Source organism: Pantoea dispersa, from assembly GCF_035783935.1.
GTDB lineage: Bacteria > Pseudomonadota > Gammaproteobacteria > Enterobacterales > Enterobacteriaceae > Pantoea > Pantoea dispersa_C.
This window is the reverse complement of the sequence record NZ_JALKOV010000001.1, coordinates 708,539-725,122: the sequence shown is the minus strand read 5'-3', so window position 1 is coordinate 725,122 and position 16,584 is coordinate 708,539. Positions and strand designations below refer to the sequence as shown.

Genomic DNA, 16,584 nt, shown 5'->3' with positions numbered 1-16,584 from the left:
CCTTTATTGTTCCGGCTGGCTGCACCCTGCTGTTAAGCGCGCTGTGTTGCCTGCTGCAATATCTGACGGATGCCCGGTAAAACGTCCGCCAGTGCTCCTGAGCCGTTATCCGGCGGCACGCCGTTAGTGAATTTGTTCACTCACCGGCTGCGCACCCGCCGCAGGCAATTTCTGCTTCAGCACCATCACCAGAAGCACATTAACTAACGCCAGCAGGCACAACAGCCACAGCGTGGCCTGCGCGCCCCAGTGCTGAAAAATATAGCCGCCCGCCAGCGGCGTCAGCGCCTGAGCCATCAGCGCCGGCCGCGCCATGCGCCCGACGACAATCGCGTAATCCTGCGGTTTGACCATGGCCAGCGGCAGCGTACCGCGCACAATCGCCCGCAGGCCGTTGCCAGCGCCGTACAGCACCATGCTGAGCAGCGCAAACGGCGGATAACAGGCCAGCAGCAGTAACCCCAGCGCCACCAGCCCGACCGAGAAGAACGTCGTCCAGATTGGATGGCCGCGCTTGAACGCCATGTCGACGATGCGCGATGCCACCTGGCACGGCCCCAGCAGCGTGCTGATGGCCAGCGCGGCGCTCAGCGAGTGTCCGCCCGCCTGCAATAAACTGATCAGCTGGACCGATATCGCGGTCATGATCACCGACGCGAGAGTAAAAATGCTGCACAGCAGCCAGAACAGCGTCGGCGCCAGCGAATCCTGCGCGCCATGCTGTGTGGTTGCTTTTGCCGTGGATGGCGCACGCGGCGCCGGCAGTGCATAGAGATAAGCCGGCAGCACCGCGAGGCACAGCAACGCGGCGATAGCCAGGCAGGCGCCGCGCCACTCCAGCCAGTGAATCAGCAACGCGATACCGGGCCACACCAGCGAGGTGCAGAAACCGGAGATCAGGGTGATACCGGTAATCGCGCCGCGCGCCTGGCCGCCATACAGCGTGCCGAGCGTAGCAAACAGCGCGTCATACAGCCCCATCGCCATGCCTGCGCCGATAATCAGCCAGGCAAACAGAAACAGCGGCAGGCTGTGGCTCAGCGCCATGATCACCAGCCCGAGCGCCATCACCGCCCCACTGGCTGCGAGCAGCCGGCGACCGTGCGCGCGGGAAATCAGCCGGCCGCACAGCGGTGCCAGCAGCCCGGACACCAGAATGCCGAGCGAGAGTGCACCGTACACCCACTGCTGCGACCAGCCGGTTTCGGCGATGATCGGGTTGGCCATGACCGCCATCAGGTAGAACGATCCGCCCCATGACAGGATTTGTACTGCGCCCAGTGTGACGATAGCAGGCGCGCCCGGTTTAGACTGAGACTCCACGACAGGTTCCCGTTAGCAGGCAAAGCACGGTTATAACATGTTCATACGGCAGGAAAAATGCCCGCGCCTGCTGTTCAGCCCAACTCCGCGCTGGTGCTGCGGTCGGGGAATCCATGTACAGACAATAGTATGTTGTAACTAGTCAACCCACTTGCCTGGCGTGATTTTCGATGCCACATTTAGAATGTTGTAACTATGGAGAGCTGTGATGGGTCGCTATGATTTGGTTGCTGATTTACACGAATGCGTAAACACGCTGGAGCGCGAACTCGCTGCGCTGCGCGCGTCAATTGAACAGCAACCGCTGCTGCTGGCGCGAGTGTTCAGCCTGCCGGAGATCGAGAAAGGCAAAGAGCACGATGAAATCAACCGGATTGCCGTAACCCAGCATCTCGGTAAACGTGCGCGCGATATGGCGCTCGCCCACTACTGTCGCCTGTTTATGCAGCATCAGTCCGAAAAGCTCAGCACCAAAGCGGCGGTGCGCCTGCCTGGCGCCATCTGCATTGAAGCGGATGACGCGGCCGGTCAGCGGCTCGATCAGCAGGTCACGACCATCAACACCCTCAAGCAGCGGCTGGAACAGCTGATTACCGTTGATTCCGGCCTGCCGAGCGAGGCGCGCTTCGAGTTTGTGCATCAGCATCTGCGCGGCCTGATCACGCTTAACGCCTACCGCAGCGTCACGCTATTGCAGGCGCCGGATACGCTGCGTTTTGGCTGGGCGAATAAAAACATCATTAAGAACGTGACGCGCGAGGCGATAGTGGAACAGCTGGAGCGCAGCCTGAAGGCTAACCGCGCGCAGGCGCCGTGGACGCGCGAACAGTGGGCAGAGAAAGTGCAGCAGGAGCTGGAGCGGGTGCAGTCGTTGCCGGACGGCGCAAAGCTGAAGATTAAACGACCGGTCAAGGTGCAGCCCATCGCCCGGTTGTGGCGCGCCAGCGAGAAAAAGCAGCTGCAGCTGGCCTGCCCTTCTCCGCTATTGGTGCTGTGCCGCGATCGCACGCAGGTGCCGACGCTGGGTGAGCTGCTGGATTACGATGCCGACAACATCGCGCACCGTTATAAGCCGCTGGCGCAGCCGCTGCATCTGATCATTCCGCGCCTGCATTTATGGAGTGACCGTCTGTAAGGCAAAAAAACAGCGCGAACCCTCGCGCTGTTGTGCCCGGCAGCCAGTTTACTGCTTCATGCTGCCAACCATCTCTTCCGGCCGCACCCACTCATCAAACTGCGCATCGGTCAGATAACCGAGCTTCAGCGCCGAGGCTTTCAGCGTCAGGCCCTGTTTATGCGCCTGCTTGGCTATTTCCGCCGCTTTGTCGTAGCCGATATGGGTGTTCAGCGCGGTAACCAGCATCAGCGACTCATTGAGCAACTGGTCGATGCGCTCGCGGTTGGGCTCGATGCCCACGGCGCAGTGGTGGTTGAAGCTGTCCATGCCGTCGGTCAGCAGCCGCACCGACTGCAGGAAATTATGGATCACCATAGGCCGGTAAACGTTGAGCTCAAAGTTGCCGGACGCACCGCCCATGTTCACCGCCACATCGTTGCCCATCACCTGGCAGCACAGCATGGTCAGCGCTTCACACTGGGTCGGGTTGACTTTGCCTGGCATGATCGAGCTGCCCGGCTCATTTTCCGGAATGCTGATTTCGCCGATGCCGCAGCGCGGGCCGGACGACAGCCAGCGCACGTCGTTAGCAATTTTCATCAGCGATGCGGCCAGCCCTTTCAGCGCACCGTGTGCGTGCACCAGCGCATCGCAGGTCGCCAGCGCCTCAAACTTATTCGGCGCGGTGACAAACGGCTGCTGCGTCAGTTCGGCCAGCGCCTTCGCCACGCGCACCGCGTATTCCGGATGGGTGTTCAGACCGGTACCGACCGCCGTGCCGCCCAGCGCCAGCTCGGCGACGTGCGGAATGCTGTGTTCGATATGCTTCAGATTGTGTTCCAGCATCGCAACCCAGCCGGAGATCTCCTGGCCCAGCGTCAGCGGCGTGGCGTCCTGCAGGTGGGTACGGCCAATTTTGACGATGTCTTTGAAGGCAGCAGATTTCTCGCTCAGGGTCTGTTTCAGCACGTTAATTTGCGGGATCAGCTGTTCGCGCAGCGCAATCACCGCGGCAACGTGCATCGCCGTGGGGAACACATCGTTGGAGCTCTGGCTCTTGTTAACGTCATCGTTGGGATGCACTTTACGCGACATGCCGCGCTCGCCGCCCAGCAGTTCACTGGCGCGATTAGCCAGCACTTCATTCATGTTCATGTTGGTCTGGGTGCCGGAGCCGGTCTGCCAGATGGCCAGCGGAAACTCGTCGCTGTGCTGGTCGGCCAGCACCTCGTCAGCGGCGTCGATGATCGCCCCGGCTCGCTCAGCCGGCAGCAGCCCCAGATCGCGGTTAACCTGCGCAGCGGCGCGCTTGGTCAGCGCCAGCGCATGCACCAGCGCCACGGGCATCTTCTCGGTAGAGATACGGAAATGCTCCAGCGAACGCTGGGTTTGTGCGCCCCACAACTTATCTGCCGGAACTTCGATCGGACCCATTGAATCTTTTTCAATGCGGTTGGCTGCCATGACTACGTCTCCTTAGCTCAGATTTTGAGGTTTCCGCCTAAGTCGTCTTCCCGCGACGCCTTAGAGCGAGCAAGATTGTCACATACAAGAAATTAACATTATGCGAGCCGATCGCGTTTATTGCACTTGTTCGTGTATTTTCTATGGCACTTTCTGCTTTAATACGCCTATTTACTTACCGTTATTAAGGGTAAACGATGCAAAAATTGAACAATTCGCTGCAAAATTACGCATGGGGCAGTAAAACCGCGCTGACCGACCTTTATGGCATCGAAAACCCGCAGGGATTGCCGATGGCGGAACTGTGGATGGGCGCGCACCCGAAAAGCCCCTCTACCGTTGAAGTGAATGGCGTCACCCGTTCGCTGCGTGACGTGATCAATGACGATCAGGTCGCGACGCTGGGCGCGGCGGTGGCGCAGCGCTTTGGTGAACTGCCGTTTCTGTTTAAGGTGCTGTGTGCCGATCAGCCGTTATCGATTCAGGTGCATCCGAGCAAAAGCGCCGCAGAAGCCGGATTTGCGCGCGAAAACGCCGCGGGCATCCCGCTCAGCGCTGCCGAGCGCAACTATAAAGATGCCAACCACAAGCCCGAGCTGGTGTATGCCCTGACGCCGTTCCAGGCAATGAACGGCTTTCGCGAGCTGCCTGAGATTGTTTCGCTGCTGGAGCCGGTCGCCGGTGCCCATCCGCAAATTGCTCATTTCCTCGAAAACGCCAGCGAGGCCGCGCTGGCAAAACTGTTTGCCACCCTGCTGTCGCTGAAAGATGAGAGCAAAACCCGCGCGCTCGGGGTGCTCAAGTCGGCGCTTAATGCGCGCGAAGGCGAGCCGTGGCAGACCATTAAAACCATCGCCAGCGACTATCCGGACGATAATGGCCTGTTTTCTCCGCTGCTGCTGAACGTCATCACCCTGCAGCCGGGCGAAGCGATGTTCCTGTTCGCCGAAACGCCGCATGCTTATCTGAAAGGCGTGGCGCTGGAGGTGATGGCGAATTCGGATAACGTGCTGCGCGCCGGCCTGACGCCGAAATTCATCGACATCCCGGAACTGCTGGCCAACCTGAAGTTCGAGGCCAAACCGGCCGCGACGCTGCTCACCCAGCCGCAGCATCAGGGCGACAGCCTGATTTTCCCGATTCCGGTTGACGATTTTGCCTTCGCCATCCACACGCTTTCAGCCGCACCACAAACGCTGGCGCAGCATAGCGCGGCCCTGCTGTTCTGCATTGAAGGCCAGGCGGTGATTGAAAAGGCCGGGCAGCAACTGGTGCTGCAACCGGGCGAATCCTGCTTTGTCGCGGCCAGTGAATCGCCGGTCAGTGCGGCAGGCACCGGCCGTCTCGCCCGGGTGTTCAACGCGCTGACGTGAGGCGGCTGACGCCTGCAGCATTAACTGCTATTATTTCAAACTATTAATTAAAAACGCCTGCGGGCGTTTTTCTTCACCCGTCGCGCGGCCCAACGGTGTGCGCACGCAAGGATAAGGACGACTCAGCGATGAAAAAGACCAAGGTTGCCGTAGGTGTGATTGTGGCGCTCGGCGTAATCTGGACCGGCGCAGCATGGTTTACCGGTAAACAGCTGGAAAGCCACATGGACGAGATGCTGCAAAATGCCAACAGCCAGATCAATGCGTATGCCCCCAACAGCCGCCTGACGCTCAGCTATCAGGATTACCAGCGCGGCGTGTTCAGCAGCAAAACCAAACTGGTGATTCAGGCCAGTTCACAGACCGAAGACAATCCGCTGCTGAAGCCGGGTCAGAGCATCGTGCTCAACGAAACCATCGATCACGGGCCTTTCCCGTTTGCCCAGCTGAAGCATGGCAACCTGATCCCCAGCATGGCTTCGGTGCACACCGAACTGGAAAACACCGATGCGGTGAAAAAACTGTTTGAACTGACCCAGGGCAAATCGCTGATCACTGCGGATACCCGTGTCGGCTACAGCGGCGCGACCGATACCGCGCTGAACCTGCTGCCGGTGGACTACAGCAACGCGCAGACCGGCGACCGCCTCGCCACCAACGGCGGCACGCTGAACGTCAGCGCGGACAGCAAAGGCGACAAAGTCAGCCTGCAGGGCGACTTCTCCAGCATCGCCGTCACCAGCAAAAACCAGCTGCAGCAGCCGGTGCTGTTTACCCTCAACGGCCTGAAGCTGGGCGGCGATACCCATCTGAGCCCGGAAGGCGTGCGCGTCGGCGACCAGACCATTACGCTGGATAAGCTCGACGCCAGCATCAACGGTCAGGAAGGCCTGACGCTGGAGAAGCTCGACGGAAAATCGTCGTTCGACAATAAAGACGGCAAGATTGGCGGCCAGATTGATTATCAGGTCGATAAAATCAGCCTGCAGAAACAGCCCTTCGGCGAGGCCAAACTGGCGATGAAGTTTGCGCAGTTTGATGCCCAGGCAGTGAAAACCTTCTCCGACCAGTACAACGCGCAGATGCAGGATCTGCTGAACCAGCCGGGCGTGGTGGACGATCCTATCCGCTATCAGGCCAGCGTGCAGACCATCCTGAGAAATAACCTGCCAACCCTGCTGAAAGGTTCACCGACCGTCAGCGTCGCGCCGCTGAGCTGGAAAAATGACAAGGGCGAGAGCACCTTCAACCTCAACGTGGGCTTTAACGATCCGGCCACCGTCACCGGCGAACCGCAGAGTCTGGGTGCCGCCGTCGACCGCGTGCTGAAAACGCTGGACGGCAAGCTGAGCATCAATATGCCCATGGCGACCGACGTGATGCGTCACGTGGGCCTGGCGGAAGGTTATCAGGGTGACGACGCGCAGAAACTGGCGGATCAGCAGGTGAAAGGCCTGGCGGCGATGGGCCAGATGTTCCGCCTGACGCAGCAGCAGGACGATAACATCATCACCAGCCTGCAGTACGCCAATGGTCAGGTCACCATGAACGGCGACAAAATGACGCTGGAGCAGTTCCTGTCGCGCTACATGCTGGGTGCGCCAACCAGCGAAGGCATGCCTGAGTAAACCTGCCGGCAGCCCGCTCAGGGCTGCCGTTTCCCCGCTGCAAAAAAAAATTCACGTTTTCCTGCATCCAGTTGGTACCCCCGAACGTATATCCCTGTGTGAGCACCCTTCTGCTCCTTCAATGAGGATATATGATGAAAAAGTTAATCAGTCTTGCCGTTCTGTCTGCTGCCCTGCTTGGCGCTAACGCTTCGATGGCGGCCATGCACGCCGATTCGGTGATGGTGGGCGGCGCGGCAATGTATCCACAAAAAAACATTATTGAAAATGCCCTGAACTCGAAGGATCACACCACGCTGGTGGCGGCGGTCAAAGCGGCGGGCCTGGTCGACACCTTGCAGGGTAAAGGTCCGTTCACCGTCTTTGCACCGACCAACGCCGCCTTTGCCAAACTGCCTGCCGGCACCGTTGATTCGTTACTTAAACCGGAAAACAAAGCAAAACTGACCAGCGTGCTGACCTACCATGTGGTCGCCGGTAAATATGATATGAAAGCGCTGGAGCAAAAAATTAAACAGGGTGGCGGTAAAGCCGAATTGAAAACGGTGAACGGTCAGCCGCTGTGGATTATGAGCAACGGCCCGCACAATATTCAACTGAAAGATGGTCAGGGTAATGTGGCGAATATCAGCACTTATGATGTTAATCAGAAAAATGGCGTGATTGATGTTATTGATACTGTTTTGATGCCTGAATAACTGTCTATACTCGGTAAGGTTAAATAAACCCGCCAGGAGTATTATGGACGCGTCTCAGGCTGAGCAACAAATAGCCTTAATCAGGGCGGTCGCCAGTGGCGATCGCCCTGCGTTTGAACAGCTGTACCGGCTGACGTCACCGCACCTGTTTGCGGTAGCGCTGCGTATGTTACGCCAGCGGGCGTGGGCGGAAGAGATTCTGCACGAGTGCTATATCACCATCTGGCACAACGCAGCGTCATTTAACAGTGCGCTAAGTTCGCCGCTGACCTGGATGACGCACATTGTGCGTAACCGCTGCATCGACTGGCTGCGCAGCGGCTATGCCAGACAATTTAACACTGACGAAACCTGGCTCGACGAACACAGCAGCGCGCTGGATGACACCCGCATTGATGAGCAGTGCGATCCGCAGGTCGCCCGCTTACACCAGTGTATGAAGCATCTCAGCAGTGAGCAGCGCCAGTCTATCTCGCTGGCCTACTATCAGGGCTTGTCACATGCGGACATCGCCGGATGGCTGCAGCAGCCGGTGGGCTCGGTGAAAAGCTGGATTCGACGCGGGATGGAACATTTACGGGAGTGCGTAGGACTATGAGCGACAAGGTGCAGCGAGACGAAGCCCTGGCTGCAGAATACGCCCTCGGCACACTGCGCGGCAGCGCACGCCTGCGTTTTCAGCGCCGGCTGCAGGCCGAGCCTGCGCTGGCAGCGCGCGTGGCGCACTGGCAAACGCTGTTAGCCGGACTCGATCTGGCGCAGCCGCCGATCACGCCGCCGGCGACGCTATGGAAAAAAATCGTGCTTTCCCTGCCAGCGGAAACACGCACCGCGCCCAAACGTCGCACTCTGCCGTGGCTGGCGGCCGCCTGCGTCGCGCTGGGATTGGCGCTGTCGGCATACTGGCTGCGCGAGCCGGCGATGACGCCGTTAGCGGTACTGACCGATGCGCAACACAGTGGACAATGGGTGGTAAGCGCCAACCGCCAGCAGGATGTAATTAGCCTGGCCCCGCTGCAGGCCAGAGCGGTCAGGGCGGATCAGAGCCTGGAACTCTGGCTGATTCCGCCGGGTGAGGCACCGGTGTCGCTCGGGCTGATCAGCGGCACGGCGTCGCAGCACTACCCGATTGAAAAATCCCAGTCGCTGGCCAAGGCTACGCTGGCGATCAGCCTGGAACCGCTCGGCGGTTCGCCAACCGGACGCCCTACGGGCCCGGTGCTGTACAGTGTGAATTTATAAATGGTCAGGGTCGCGGTAAAAAAGACCATGTTAGCGCGGCATGCTATTCAGTCATGTGATGCCGGACTGATATTAACGGATATCGTTAATAAAATAGCCGCGCGTGACTTAATGCAAATTATTCAGTCGTGGAGAATACTATTTCAGCAAACGGAAATAACGATTAATCCTTATTTACTTTTTCGCCATGTTTAATGCTGCGGCCGGGCTGATGTCGTCAGCATGGAAATTAATTTAACGCATCTTGCGGAAAGAAATATTTTATCGACGATTCATTTTCTTTTTCCGTATTCCCTGCCATGCTTAAAACGCTAAACCATAGTACGCGATATTATCGCGAACAATAAATAATAACGCTCGACACCATTGTGTCTTAAACGACACCGGGGAAACTCACCATGCAATTTCTTAAAAACTTCACCATTCGCCGGGTTGTGCAGTGCATCCTCGTCGCCGCGCTGCTGATTGTGGCGCTGGCCGGCAGCTACGGCAGCACCGTGCTGCGCGACATGCACCAGCGCGAACTGCGTAACGCGACCCTGACCAGCCAGCTGCTGTTTCTCAATCGCGCCAGCTTAGTGATGCAGTCGGGAACGGCGGCGGCGAAAGCGGCCGCGGCAGCCGCTGCGCCTGCGGACAACGACTGGGCAGCGCTGCGTGCTGCCCTGACCGCATCACCCGCCGATTTTGCGGCACCGGCGGCGGAGCGTCTGCAGTCGCTGCAGCGCCAGATCGCGGCGGAAGCGAGTGCCGATCTGTCCGATCGCCAGCGCCTGCAAACGGCGTTCATGGTCGCCGCGCTGCTGATGCTGGCGCTGCTGCTGTTCTGTGACCGTTTCCTGGTCACGCATCTGGTCCGGCCGCTGGGTTCACTGCGCGAGCACTTTCGCGGCATCGCCGCCGGGGATCTGACGCGCGAACCGCAGGATTTTGGCCGCAACTGCGTGGGTCAGCTGATTCCGCTGGTGCAGCTGATGCAGCAGAGCCTGCTGACCACCGTGCGCGCAGTACGTGACACCACCGAGGTGCTGCGCAAAGAGTCAGCGGATATTGCCGGCGGCAATGTCGATCTGTCCGATCGCACTAACCGCCAGGCCGCCGCGCTCGAGCAGACTTCCGCCAGCATGGAACAGCTTAGCGCCACGGTAGAGAAAAATGCCCACAGCGCGGGCGAAGCGCGCGAGCTGGCTGAGGATGCGGCGCGCACCACACGCGACGGCGAAGCGCTGGTCAAAAGCGTGTCAGCAATGATGGCAGACATCGCCGCCGAGGCCGATAAAATCCGCCAGTTCACCGCCACGGTGAACAGCATCGCGTTTCAGACCAACATTCTGGCGCTGAACGCTGCAGTTGAAGCCGCCCGCGCCGGTGAGCAGGGACGCGGGTTTGCCGTGGTGGCGGCCGAAGTGCGCACGCTGGCACAGCGCAGCGCCAGCGCCGCGAAGGAAATTGAAGGCCTGATAAACGGCACGGTGACGCGTGTCGGCCAGGGCGCACAAACCGCCCAGCGCGCTGGCGCGATCATGGACAGCGCCACGCAAAGCGTTTCTGCTGTCACCTCGCTGATCGGACAAATTGCACTGGCGTCGGATGAACAAAGCAAAGGCATTGCCCAGGTGACGCTGGCAGTCAACGATCTTGACCGCGTCACGCAGCAGAATGCGGCACTGGTGAAAGAGATCGCCACCTCTGCCGGCAGCCTGAATGGCCGCACCGAAACGCTCTCTGCGGTCATCAGCCATTTTCGTTTTTCTGACAGCCCAGCGCCCGGGGCTCAATCCGGGTTAACACCATCCGGCACCGGCGCCGCTGCTGTTGCGGCCAGCCTTGCCAGCCTCTGACCGACGCTGCGCGCAGCACACAACAACACCGCCAGGGAAAGGCCACAACAAGAGAAAACTTATGAGTCATCAATTATTGCAGCACCTTGTACCGGTTCAAACCGATGTCCGCGACTTGCGTATTGCCGCAGGCATGACACAACTGCTCGCTGCGGAGCGCTTCGACCTCAGCCTGCGCGTCTGGCAGATGAAGGAGTCCGCCGCAAAACCCTCCCCGCTCAGTCAGGGAGAATATGAGTTTTTGCTGCTGCTGGCGGGCAAACATCCCTTTCTTGATCTGACGGCGAAAGCGCGTTAACGCTTCTGGCGCTGGCCGTCAGGCCAGCGCCGCTCTGCACCCAGGGGTGATGAGCAGCGGCTAACCCGGCCGGTCATATATCCACTCGCTTTGATGCGTTCACGCCTGAGGCCCGATCGGCCTGACCAGCTACCTGATAAAAAGCGTCCAGACTGGCGCGAAAGCGCGCCGGATCGTGCTGATCTTTTATTCTTTGCAGCGCCCGGGCAGAACGGGTGCTGATCGCCTCGCGCTGCGCAATAATCTGCATAATAAACCGTTTAAGCTGTGCGACGATTGCTTCCCTGATCGCCTGTTTCTCGCGCGCCGAGGTAATGGCGATTTCAAACATGTCGTTCAGCGGACAATCGATCAGCCATCCGGCTAGTGGCGGGTTTATTTCAGGCAGCGCCCGAACATTGGTGGTAATTACCGGACAACCGCACGCCTGCATTTCCAGCACGGAAAAACCGTAGGTGTCCTGCCAGGTCGGTAACAGTCCCACATCGGACTTTATAAACAGATTCATCAACCGGTCATTATGCAGAAAGGTGTCGTGCTGAAAAATGGTTTGCTGGCTCAGCAGATTTTCAATGTGCTGATAAAATTGCGCATCATCCTGGTGTGCACCGTGCGCGATATTATAGCGATGATTAAGGTTACCGATTAAATTAACCTGCACCTCATCCGGGCTAATTTCGCCCGCTGCCAGCAGCTCGCTGAAGGCCAGCACCACTTCCGCCCCACCTTTACGGTAAAATTCATTACCGACAAAGCTGAATATCAGCTTCCGCTGATGCACCGGTCTGGCCCGATCATGCATAATCGCCTGAGGCGGATGCAGCGTGTGCAGTTTTGGCAGAATAGCCGCCGCCTGTTGCGGAAATGCCTGGAGGAGCTTGATTTGAATCTTTTTTGTCGCCTCGGAAATCGCAATAATCGCGCGACACTGCGGCGCAGCGACCAGTCTGAGCTGCCGCAGTAACTCCGGATTGCGTAACTTTGGCGTTCCCGCTACCGGCAGCACGCGCGGAATCTCGGTTTCGAAGGTGGTTATCCAGCGCTGTTTTGTCCGGGCCACCTCGTTGAAAAGATGAATGACCTGAGCATCGTCTGGCACAGTGAAAGGCAGCGGCGTGAAAATAAACAGCTTATTCACCTTCGCTATTTTTTGCCTGATGACATTACGATAAAACCAGATATTTTTATATTTCAGATTGAGATACTGATGCGACGCGCTGACGATGATATTTCTCTTTTCCGGATAACCTTTCCCATTCACGATTATTTTCATACGCACTCCGGCACAGGAAAAATAAACCTTTCCGGCAGTATATTCCTGGTGGATAACAAATCCAGCGCGCAACTAAACCCGGGCTCAACAATAAGAGAATACACATTTAGCGACAATTAATTACATCAGCAGCCCTGAATAATAATAACCTTTATCGGTTAAGAATAATGCATCACTGGCGCTGAGCATATTCTCAGACGAGGGATAACGCGTTGATTTTTATTCCACACCCGGCACATTATTACGCTAACGTGACAGCATTTGATGACGCAATTTAATCGGTATTTTCTAACAACGTGCAATCGATAAGCGCCAGGCGATCACCCGCGCGGGTTCGCCTGGCCACCCTGCATCAAGTGCGGTGGCACAATTAAGGTCTGAACATCAGCCTGCGGCTGCGCCAGGCGCTGTAACATACGCTCCGCCGCGCGGCGCCCTACCACCCGCGCTTCACTACTGACAAAGGTTAACGCCGGATCGTTCAGCTCACGCGGCGGATCGTCGTTGAATCCCACCAGCGCCAGCTGCTGGGTGTAGTAACTGTCCACCGCGTCTTCTCCGAGCGTGCGTCCGCTGCGCAGCGCGCCAAAATAGCAGCCCAGCGTGGTGCTGGCATTGTGCGCCAGGATAGCGGTAATACGCGGATGATGATGCAGCAACGCCTGCGTCAGCGCGGAAACGCTCTGCTGCCGATCGTCACATTCGATAATCCAGTCCGGACGAAACGGCAAGCCATACTGCAGCAGCGTGGCGCAATAGCCGCCGATACGCTCGGCGCGCGTCAGTGACGATCCCAGCCCGCCGACCCAGGCAATACGCTGATGTCCCTGTTTAATTAAATATTCGGTGGCGATGCGTGCCGCCTGGCTGTTATCCGGGCGCAGCGAATCGACTTTATCCAGGCTGCTGGCGCGTGCGGCGCAGATCAGCGCGATGTTTTGCTCCTGCGCCTGCAGCCGCAGCGTTTCCGCCTGTGCCACCGCGCCGCCCAGCACAATGCCATCCGCGCCCTGCGCCGCCAGCGAGTCAAAACAGCGCTGCAGATGCTGGCCATGCTGGCCGCTTTGCGTCAGCACCAGCACTTTGCCCTGCTGCTCCAGCACCTCGCTGAGCCCGGCCGTCATCGCGGCGTAAAACGGCTGACTGAGGTCGCGCACGATCAGGCCAATCACCCCGCTCTCGCCACCGCGCAGCATCGAGGCCGAGCGGTTACGCACATACCCCAGTTGTTCTATCGCCTGGTTCACCCGCGCAGCGGTGGCGGGTGAAATGCGTCCTTTGCCGGACAGCACCAGCGATACCGTGCTTACCGATACGCCGGCGGCCTGCGCGACATCATGGATGGTGATTTTATGCTGGGACATACTGTTGCGTTTTTCATCGTTCAAAGAGAATGACAGAGGTAAAACGTTACACTGATTCGCACAAAAATAAAGCCTGGCGCTCGTCACGCTTTGTGATTATCACCACAAAAAGCCCTGATAAAACGTTTTATCATCCTCCACCACTTTACCCGCTTGTTATTTTTTAGCCAGGAGAGACTATGCCTCACAGCCAACCCAAAATGTCGCTCTGGGAATTTTTCCAGAGTCTGGGCAAAACCTTCATGCTACCCGTGGCGCTGCTGTCGTTTTGCGGCATCATGCTGGGCATCGGCAGTTCGCTCAGCAGCCATGATGTGCTGACGCTGATTCCGCTGCTCGATCAGCCGTTCCTGCAATACCTGTTTGTCTGGATGGCGAAAATCGGCTCCTTTGCCTTTAGCTATTTGCCGGTGATGTTTGCCATCGCGATTCCGCTGGGCATGGCGCGGGAAAATAAAGGCGTGGCGGCGTTTGCCGGCTTCGTCGGCTTCGCGGTGCTCAACCTCAGCGTTAACTTCTGGCTGAACATCAACGGTATTCTGCCCACCACCGATGCGGCAGTGCTGAAAGCCAATAACGTGCAAAACATTCTCGGCATTCAGTCGATTGATACCGGTATTCTCGGCGCGGTGATCGTCGGCATCGTGGTGTTCTGGCTGCACGAGCGTTTTCATAACATTCGCCTGCCAGATGCGCTGGCGTTCTTCGGCGGTACGCGTTTTGTGCCGATCATTACCACCGTGGTGATGGGCCTGCTGGGGCTGGTGGTACCGCTGATTTGGCCTTTCTTCGCGCGGGCGATCACTGGCCTGGGCTGGATGATCAACAGCGCGGGTGAGTTCGGTCCGATGATCTTCGGCACCGGCGAACGTCTGCTGCTGCCGTTTGGCCTGCAGCATATTCTGGTGGCGATTATTCGCTTTACCGATGCCGGCGGCACCATGGAGGTGTGTGGTCACAGCGTCAGCGGCGCGCTGACCATCTTCCAGGCGCAGCTGGCCTGTCCGGAAACCCATGGCTTCGCGGAAAGCGCCACCCGCTTCCTGTCGCAGGGTAAAATGCCGGCATTCCTTGGCGGCCTGCCGGGCGCAGCGCTGGCGATTTACCACTGCGCGCGCCCGGAAAACCGTCACAAAATTAAAGGCCTGCTGATTTCGGGCGTGGTTGCCTGCGTGGTCGGCGGCACCACCGAGCCGATTGAGTTTCTGTTCCTGTTTGTCGCGCCGGTGCTGTACCTGATCCACGCGCTGCTGACCGGTCTCGGCTTCACCGTGATGGCGATGCTCGGCGTGACCATCGGTAATACCGACGGCAACGTGATCGACTTCTTCGTGTTTGGCGTGCTGCACGGCCTCTCCACCAAATGGTACTGGGTGCCGGTGATTGCCGCCGTGTGGTTTATGAGTTACTACGCCATCTTCCGTTTTGCCATCACCCGCTTCAACATCAAAACGCCGGGCCGTGAAGCAGAAACCAGCCGCGTTGAGCAGCAGGTCAGCCGCGCGGGCGTCGGCAAATCCGGCTACAACACGCCAGCGATTCTCGCCGCGCTGGGCGGCGTTGACAACATCACCTCGCTGGATAACTGCCTGACGCGCCTGCGCCTGTCGGTCGCCGACATGAGCAAGGTCGACGATGCCGCGCTGAAAGCCAACGGTGCCATTGGCGTGGTGCACCTTAACCAGACCAATCTGCAGGTGGTGATTGGCCCGCAGGTGCAGTCGGTCAAAGATGAAATGGCCCATCTGATGAGCGCAACGGTGTAAATATGCAGGCGTTTAATTTTGATCAGGTGGTGGATCGCCACGGCAGCTGGTGTACGCAGTGGGACTTTGTCGCCGACCGCTTTGGCGTGGCCGATCTGCTGCCCTTCACTATCTCTGACATGGATTTCGCCACCGCGCCCTGCATCATTACGGCGCTGCAGCAGCGACTGAATCACGGCGTGCTGGGCTACAGCCGCTGGCAGCACGAGGATTTCCTCTCCGCCCTGCAGCACTGGATGCGCAGCCGCTTCGAGTGCGAGGTTGCGGCGGAATCGCTGGTGTACGGCCCGTCGGTGATCTACATGGTGGCGCAGCTGCTGCGCCACTGGACGCAGCCGGATGATGAAGTGCTGATTCACACGCCCGCCTATGATGCGTTTTACCAGACGATCGCCGGCAATCAGCGCAGGGTGCTGGAACTGCCGTTACAGCGCGCTGGCGAGACATGGCACTGTGATATGGCCCAGCTGGAAACCCTGCTGGCGCGACCGCGCTGTAAGGTGATGCTGCTGTGCAGCCCGCACAATCCCACCGGCAAAGTGTGGCAGCGCGCGGAGCTGGAGCAGATGGCGGCACTGTGCGCACGCCACGGCGTGAGCGTGATCAGCGATGAAATCCATATGGATATGGTGCTGAGCGCGGCGCGCCACACGCCGTGGTGCGAAGTGGCGCAAAGCCGCTGGGCGCTGTTTACCTCGGCCTCCAAGAGCTTCAACATTCCGGCGCTGACCGGCGCCTGGGGCATGATTCCGGACGCGGACGATCGCCGGGCGTGGTTTCACGCGCTGAAGCAGCAGGATGGGCTGTCGTCACCGGCGGTGATGGCGCTGGCTGCCACCATTGCCGCCTACCGTCACGGCGCACCCTGGCTCGACGCGCTGCGCGATTATCTGCGCGCCAACATGCAGCACATTGCGCAACGGCTGAACGCGGCGTTTGCCGGACTCAACTGGCAACCGCCGCAGGCCACCTATCTGGCGTGGATCGACATCGCACCGCTGGCCATTGATGACGTCGCGCTGCAGCAGCGGCTGATCCAGCAGCATAAGGTGGCGATCATGCCGGGCAGCACTTACGGCAGTGCCAGCCGCAACTATCTGCGTCTCAATGCCGGCTGCCCGCGCAGCAAGCTGGATGACGGCCTGGACCGGCTGATTGCCGCACTGCAATCGTTCTGAACGGGGGCGGATGCTGATT

The 16,584-nt window shown here is 58.8% G+C and carries 14 protein-coding genes; 10 read left to right on the top strand and 4 right to left on the bottom strand.

All coding sequences use genetic code 11. The features are described 5' to 3' along the window. Positions 1-123: 123 nt before the first annotated feature. Positions 124-1,323, bottom strand: a complete 1,200-nt coding sequence (locus MXF20_RS03595) for an MFS transporter (RefSeq protein WP_211725546.1) — start codon at positions 1,321-1,323, stop codon at positions 124-126. Between the two features lie 208 nt (positions 1,324-1,531). On the opposite strand from MXF20_RS03595, the gene tus reads away from it, so the two are divergent. Continuing rightward, positions 1,532-2,458 carry a DNA replication terminus site-binding protein gene (tus, locus tag MXF20_RS03590; RefSeq protein WP_325967692.1) on the top strand — a complete coding sequence of 309 codons (927 nt, stop codon included), beginning with the start codon at positions 1,532-1,534 and terminating at the stop codon, positions 2,456-2,458. Positions 2,459-2,506: 48 nt separating this feature from the next. Here the strand turns inward: tus and fumC are convergent, their stop codons facing one another. Then, on the bottom strand, positions 2,507-3,904 hold the full coding sequence (gene fumC, locus MXF20_RS03585) for a class II fumarate hydratase (protein WP_325967691.1): 1,398 nt from the start codon (positions 3,902-3,904) through the stop codon (positions 2,507-2,509). A 197-nt stretch (positions 3,905-4,101) separates the two neighbouring features. Here fumC and manA point away from each other — a divergent pair, with 197 nt between their 5' ends. The 7 genes from manA (at position 4,102) to MXF20_RS03550 (ending at position 10,984) form a co-directional block, all read left to right on the top strand. Further along, positions 4,102-5,277 (top strand): mannose-6-phosphate isomerase, encoded by a 1,176-nt coding sequence (gene manA, locus MXF20_RS03580; protein ID WP_325967690.1) that lies wholly within the window; start codon positions 4,102-4,104, stop codon positions 5,275-5,277. A 128-nt stretch (positions 5,278-5,405) separates the two neighbouring features. Then, positions 5,406-6,905 (top strand): YdgA family protein, encoded by a 1,500-nt coding sequence (locus MXF20_RS03575; RefSeq protein WP_325967689.1) that lies wholly within the window; start codon positions 5,406-5,408, stop codon positions 6,903-6,905. Between the two features lie 134 nt (positions 6,906-7,039). Beyond that, the gene (locus MXF20_RS03570; RefSeq protein ID WP_325967953.1) at positions 7,040-7,603 is read left to right on the top strand and encodes a fasciclin domain-containing protein; all 564 of its coding nucleotides are present in this window, start codon (positions 7,040-7,042) and stop codon (positions 7,601-7,603) included. A 43-nt stretch (positions 7,604-7,646) separates the two neighbouring features. Further along, entirely contained in the window at positions 7,647-8,201 is a 555-nt protein-coding gene (locus MXF20_RS03565) for a sigma-70 family RNA polymerase sigma factor (protein ID WP_125309644.1), read from the top strand. Next, complete coding sequence (locus tag MXF20_RS03560; protein ID WP_325967688.1) at positions 8,198-8,845, top strand: anti-sigma factor; 648 nt, start codon at positions 8,198-8,200, stop codon at positions 8,843-8,845. The genes MXF20_RS03565 and MXF20_RS03560 overlap by 4 nt, the downstream gene beginning before the upstream one ends. A 398-nt stretch (positions 8,846-9,243) precedes the next feature. After that, positions 9,244-10,686, top strand: coding sequence for a methyl-accepting chemotaxis protein (locus MXF20_RS03555; RefSeq protein ID WP_325967687.1), 1,443 nt, complete (start codon positions 9,244-9,246; stop codon positions 10,684-10,686). Between the two features lie 61 nt (positions 10,687-10,747). Next, positions 10,748-10,984, top strand: coding sequence for a transcriptional regulator (locus tag MXF20_RS03550; protein ID WP_325967686.1), 237 nt, complete (start codon positions 10,748-10,750; stop codon positions 10,982-10,984). 73 nt (positions 10,985-11,057) lie between these two features. Here the strand turns inward: MXF20_RS03550 and MXF20_RS03545 are convergent, their stop codons facing one another. Further along, positions 11,058-12,257, bottom strand: coding sequence for a glycosyltransferase family 4 protein (locus tag MXF20_RS03545; protein ID WP_325967685.1), 1,200 nt, complete (start codon positions 12,255-12,257; stop codon positions 11,058-11,060). Positions 12,258-12,577: 320 nt separating this feature from the next. Next, positions 12,578-13,621: a Mal regulon transcriptional regulator MalI gene (malI, locus tag MXF20_RS03540; RefSeq protein ID WP_325967684.1), complete on the bottom strand. Its 1,044-nt coding sequence runs from the start codon at positions 13,619-13,621 to the stop codon at positions 12,578-12,580. 179 nt (positions 13,622-13,800) lie between these two features. Here malI and malX point away from each other — a divergent pair, with 179 nt between their 5' ends. Continuing rightward, a complete protein-coding gene (malX, locus tag MXF20_RS03535) occupies positions 13,801-15,387 on the top strand; it encodes a maltose/glucose-specific PTS transporter subunit IIBC (protein WP_325967683.1) in 1,587 nt (528 codons plus the stop codon). Between the two features lie 2 nt (positions 15,388-15,389). Beyond that, a complete protein-coding gene (locus tag MXF20_RS03530) occupies positions 15,390-16,565 on the top strand; it encodes a MalY/PatB family protein (protein ID WP_325967682.1) in 1,176 nt (391 codons plus the stop codon). Positions 16,566-16,584 lie beyond the last annotated feature (19 nt).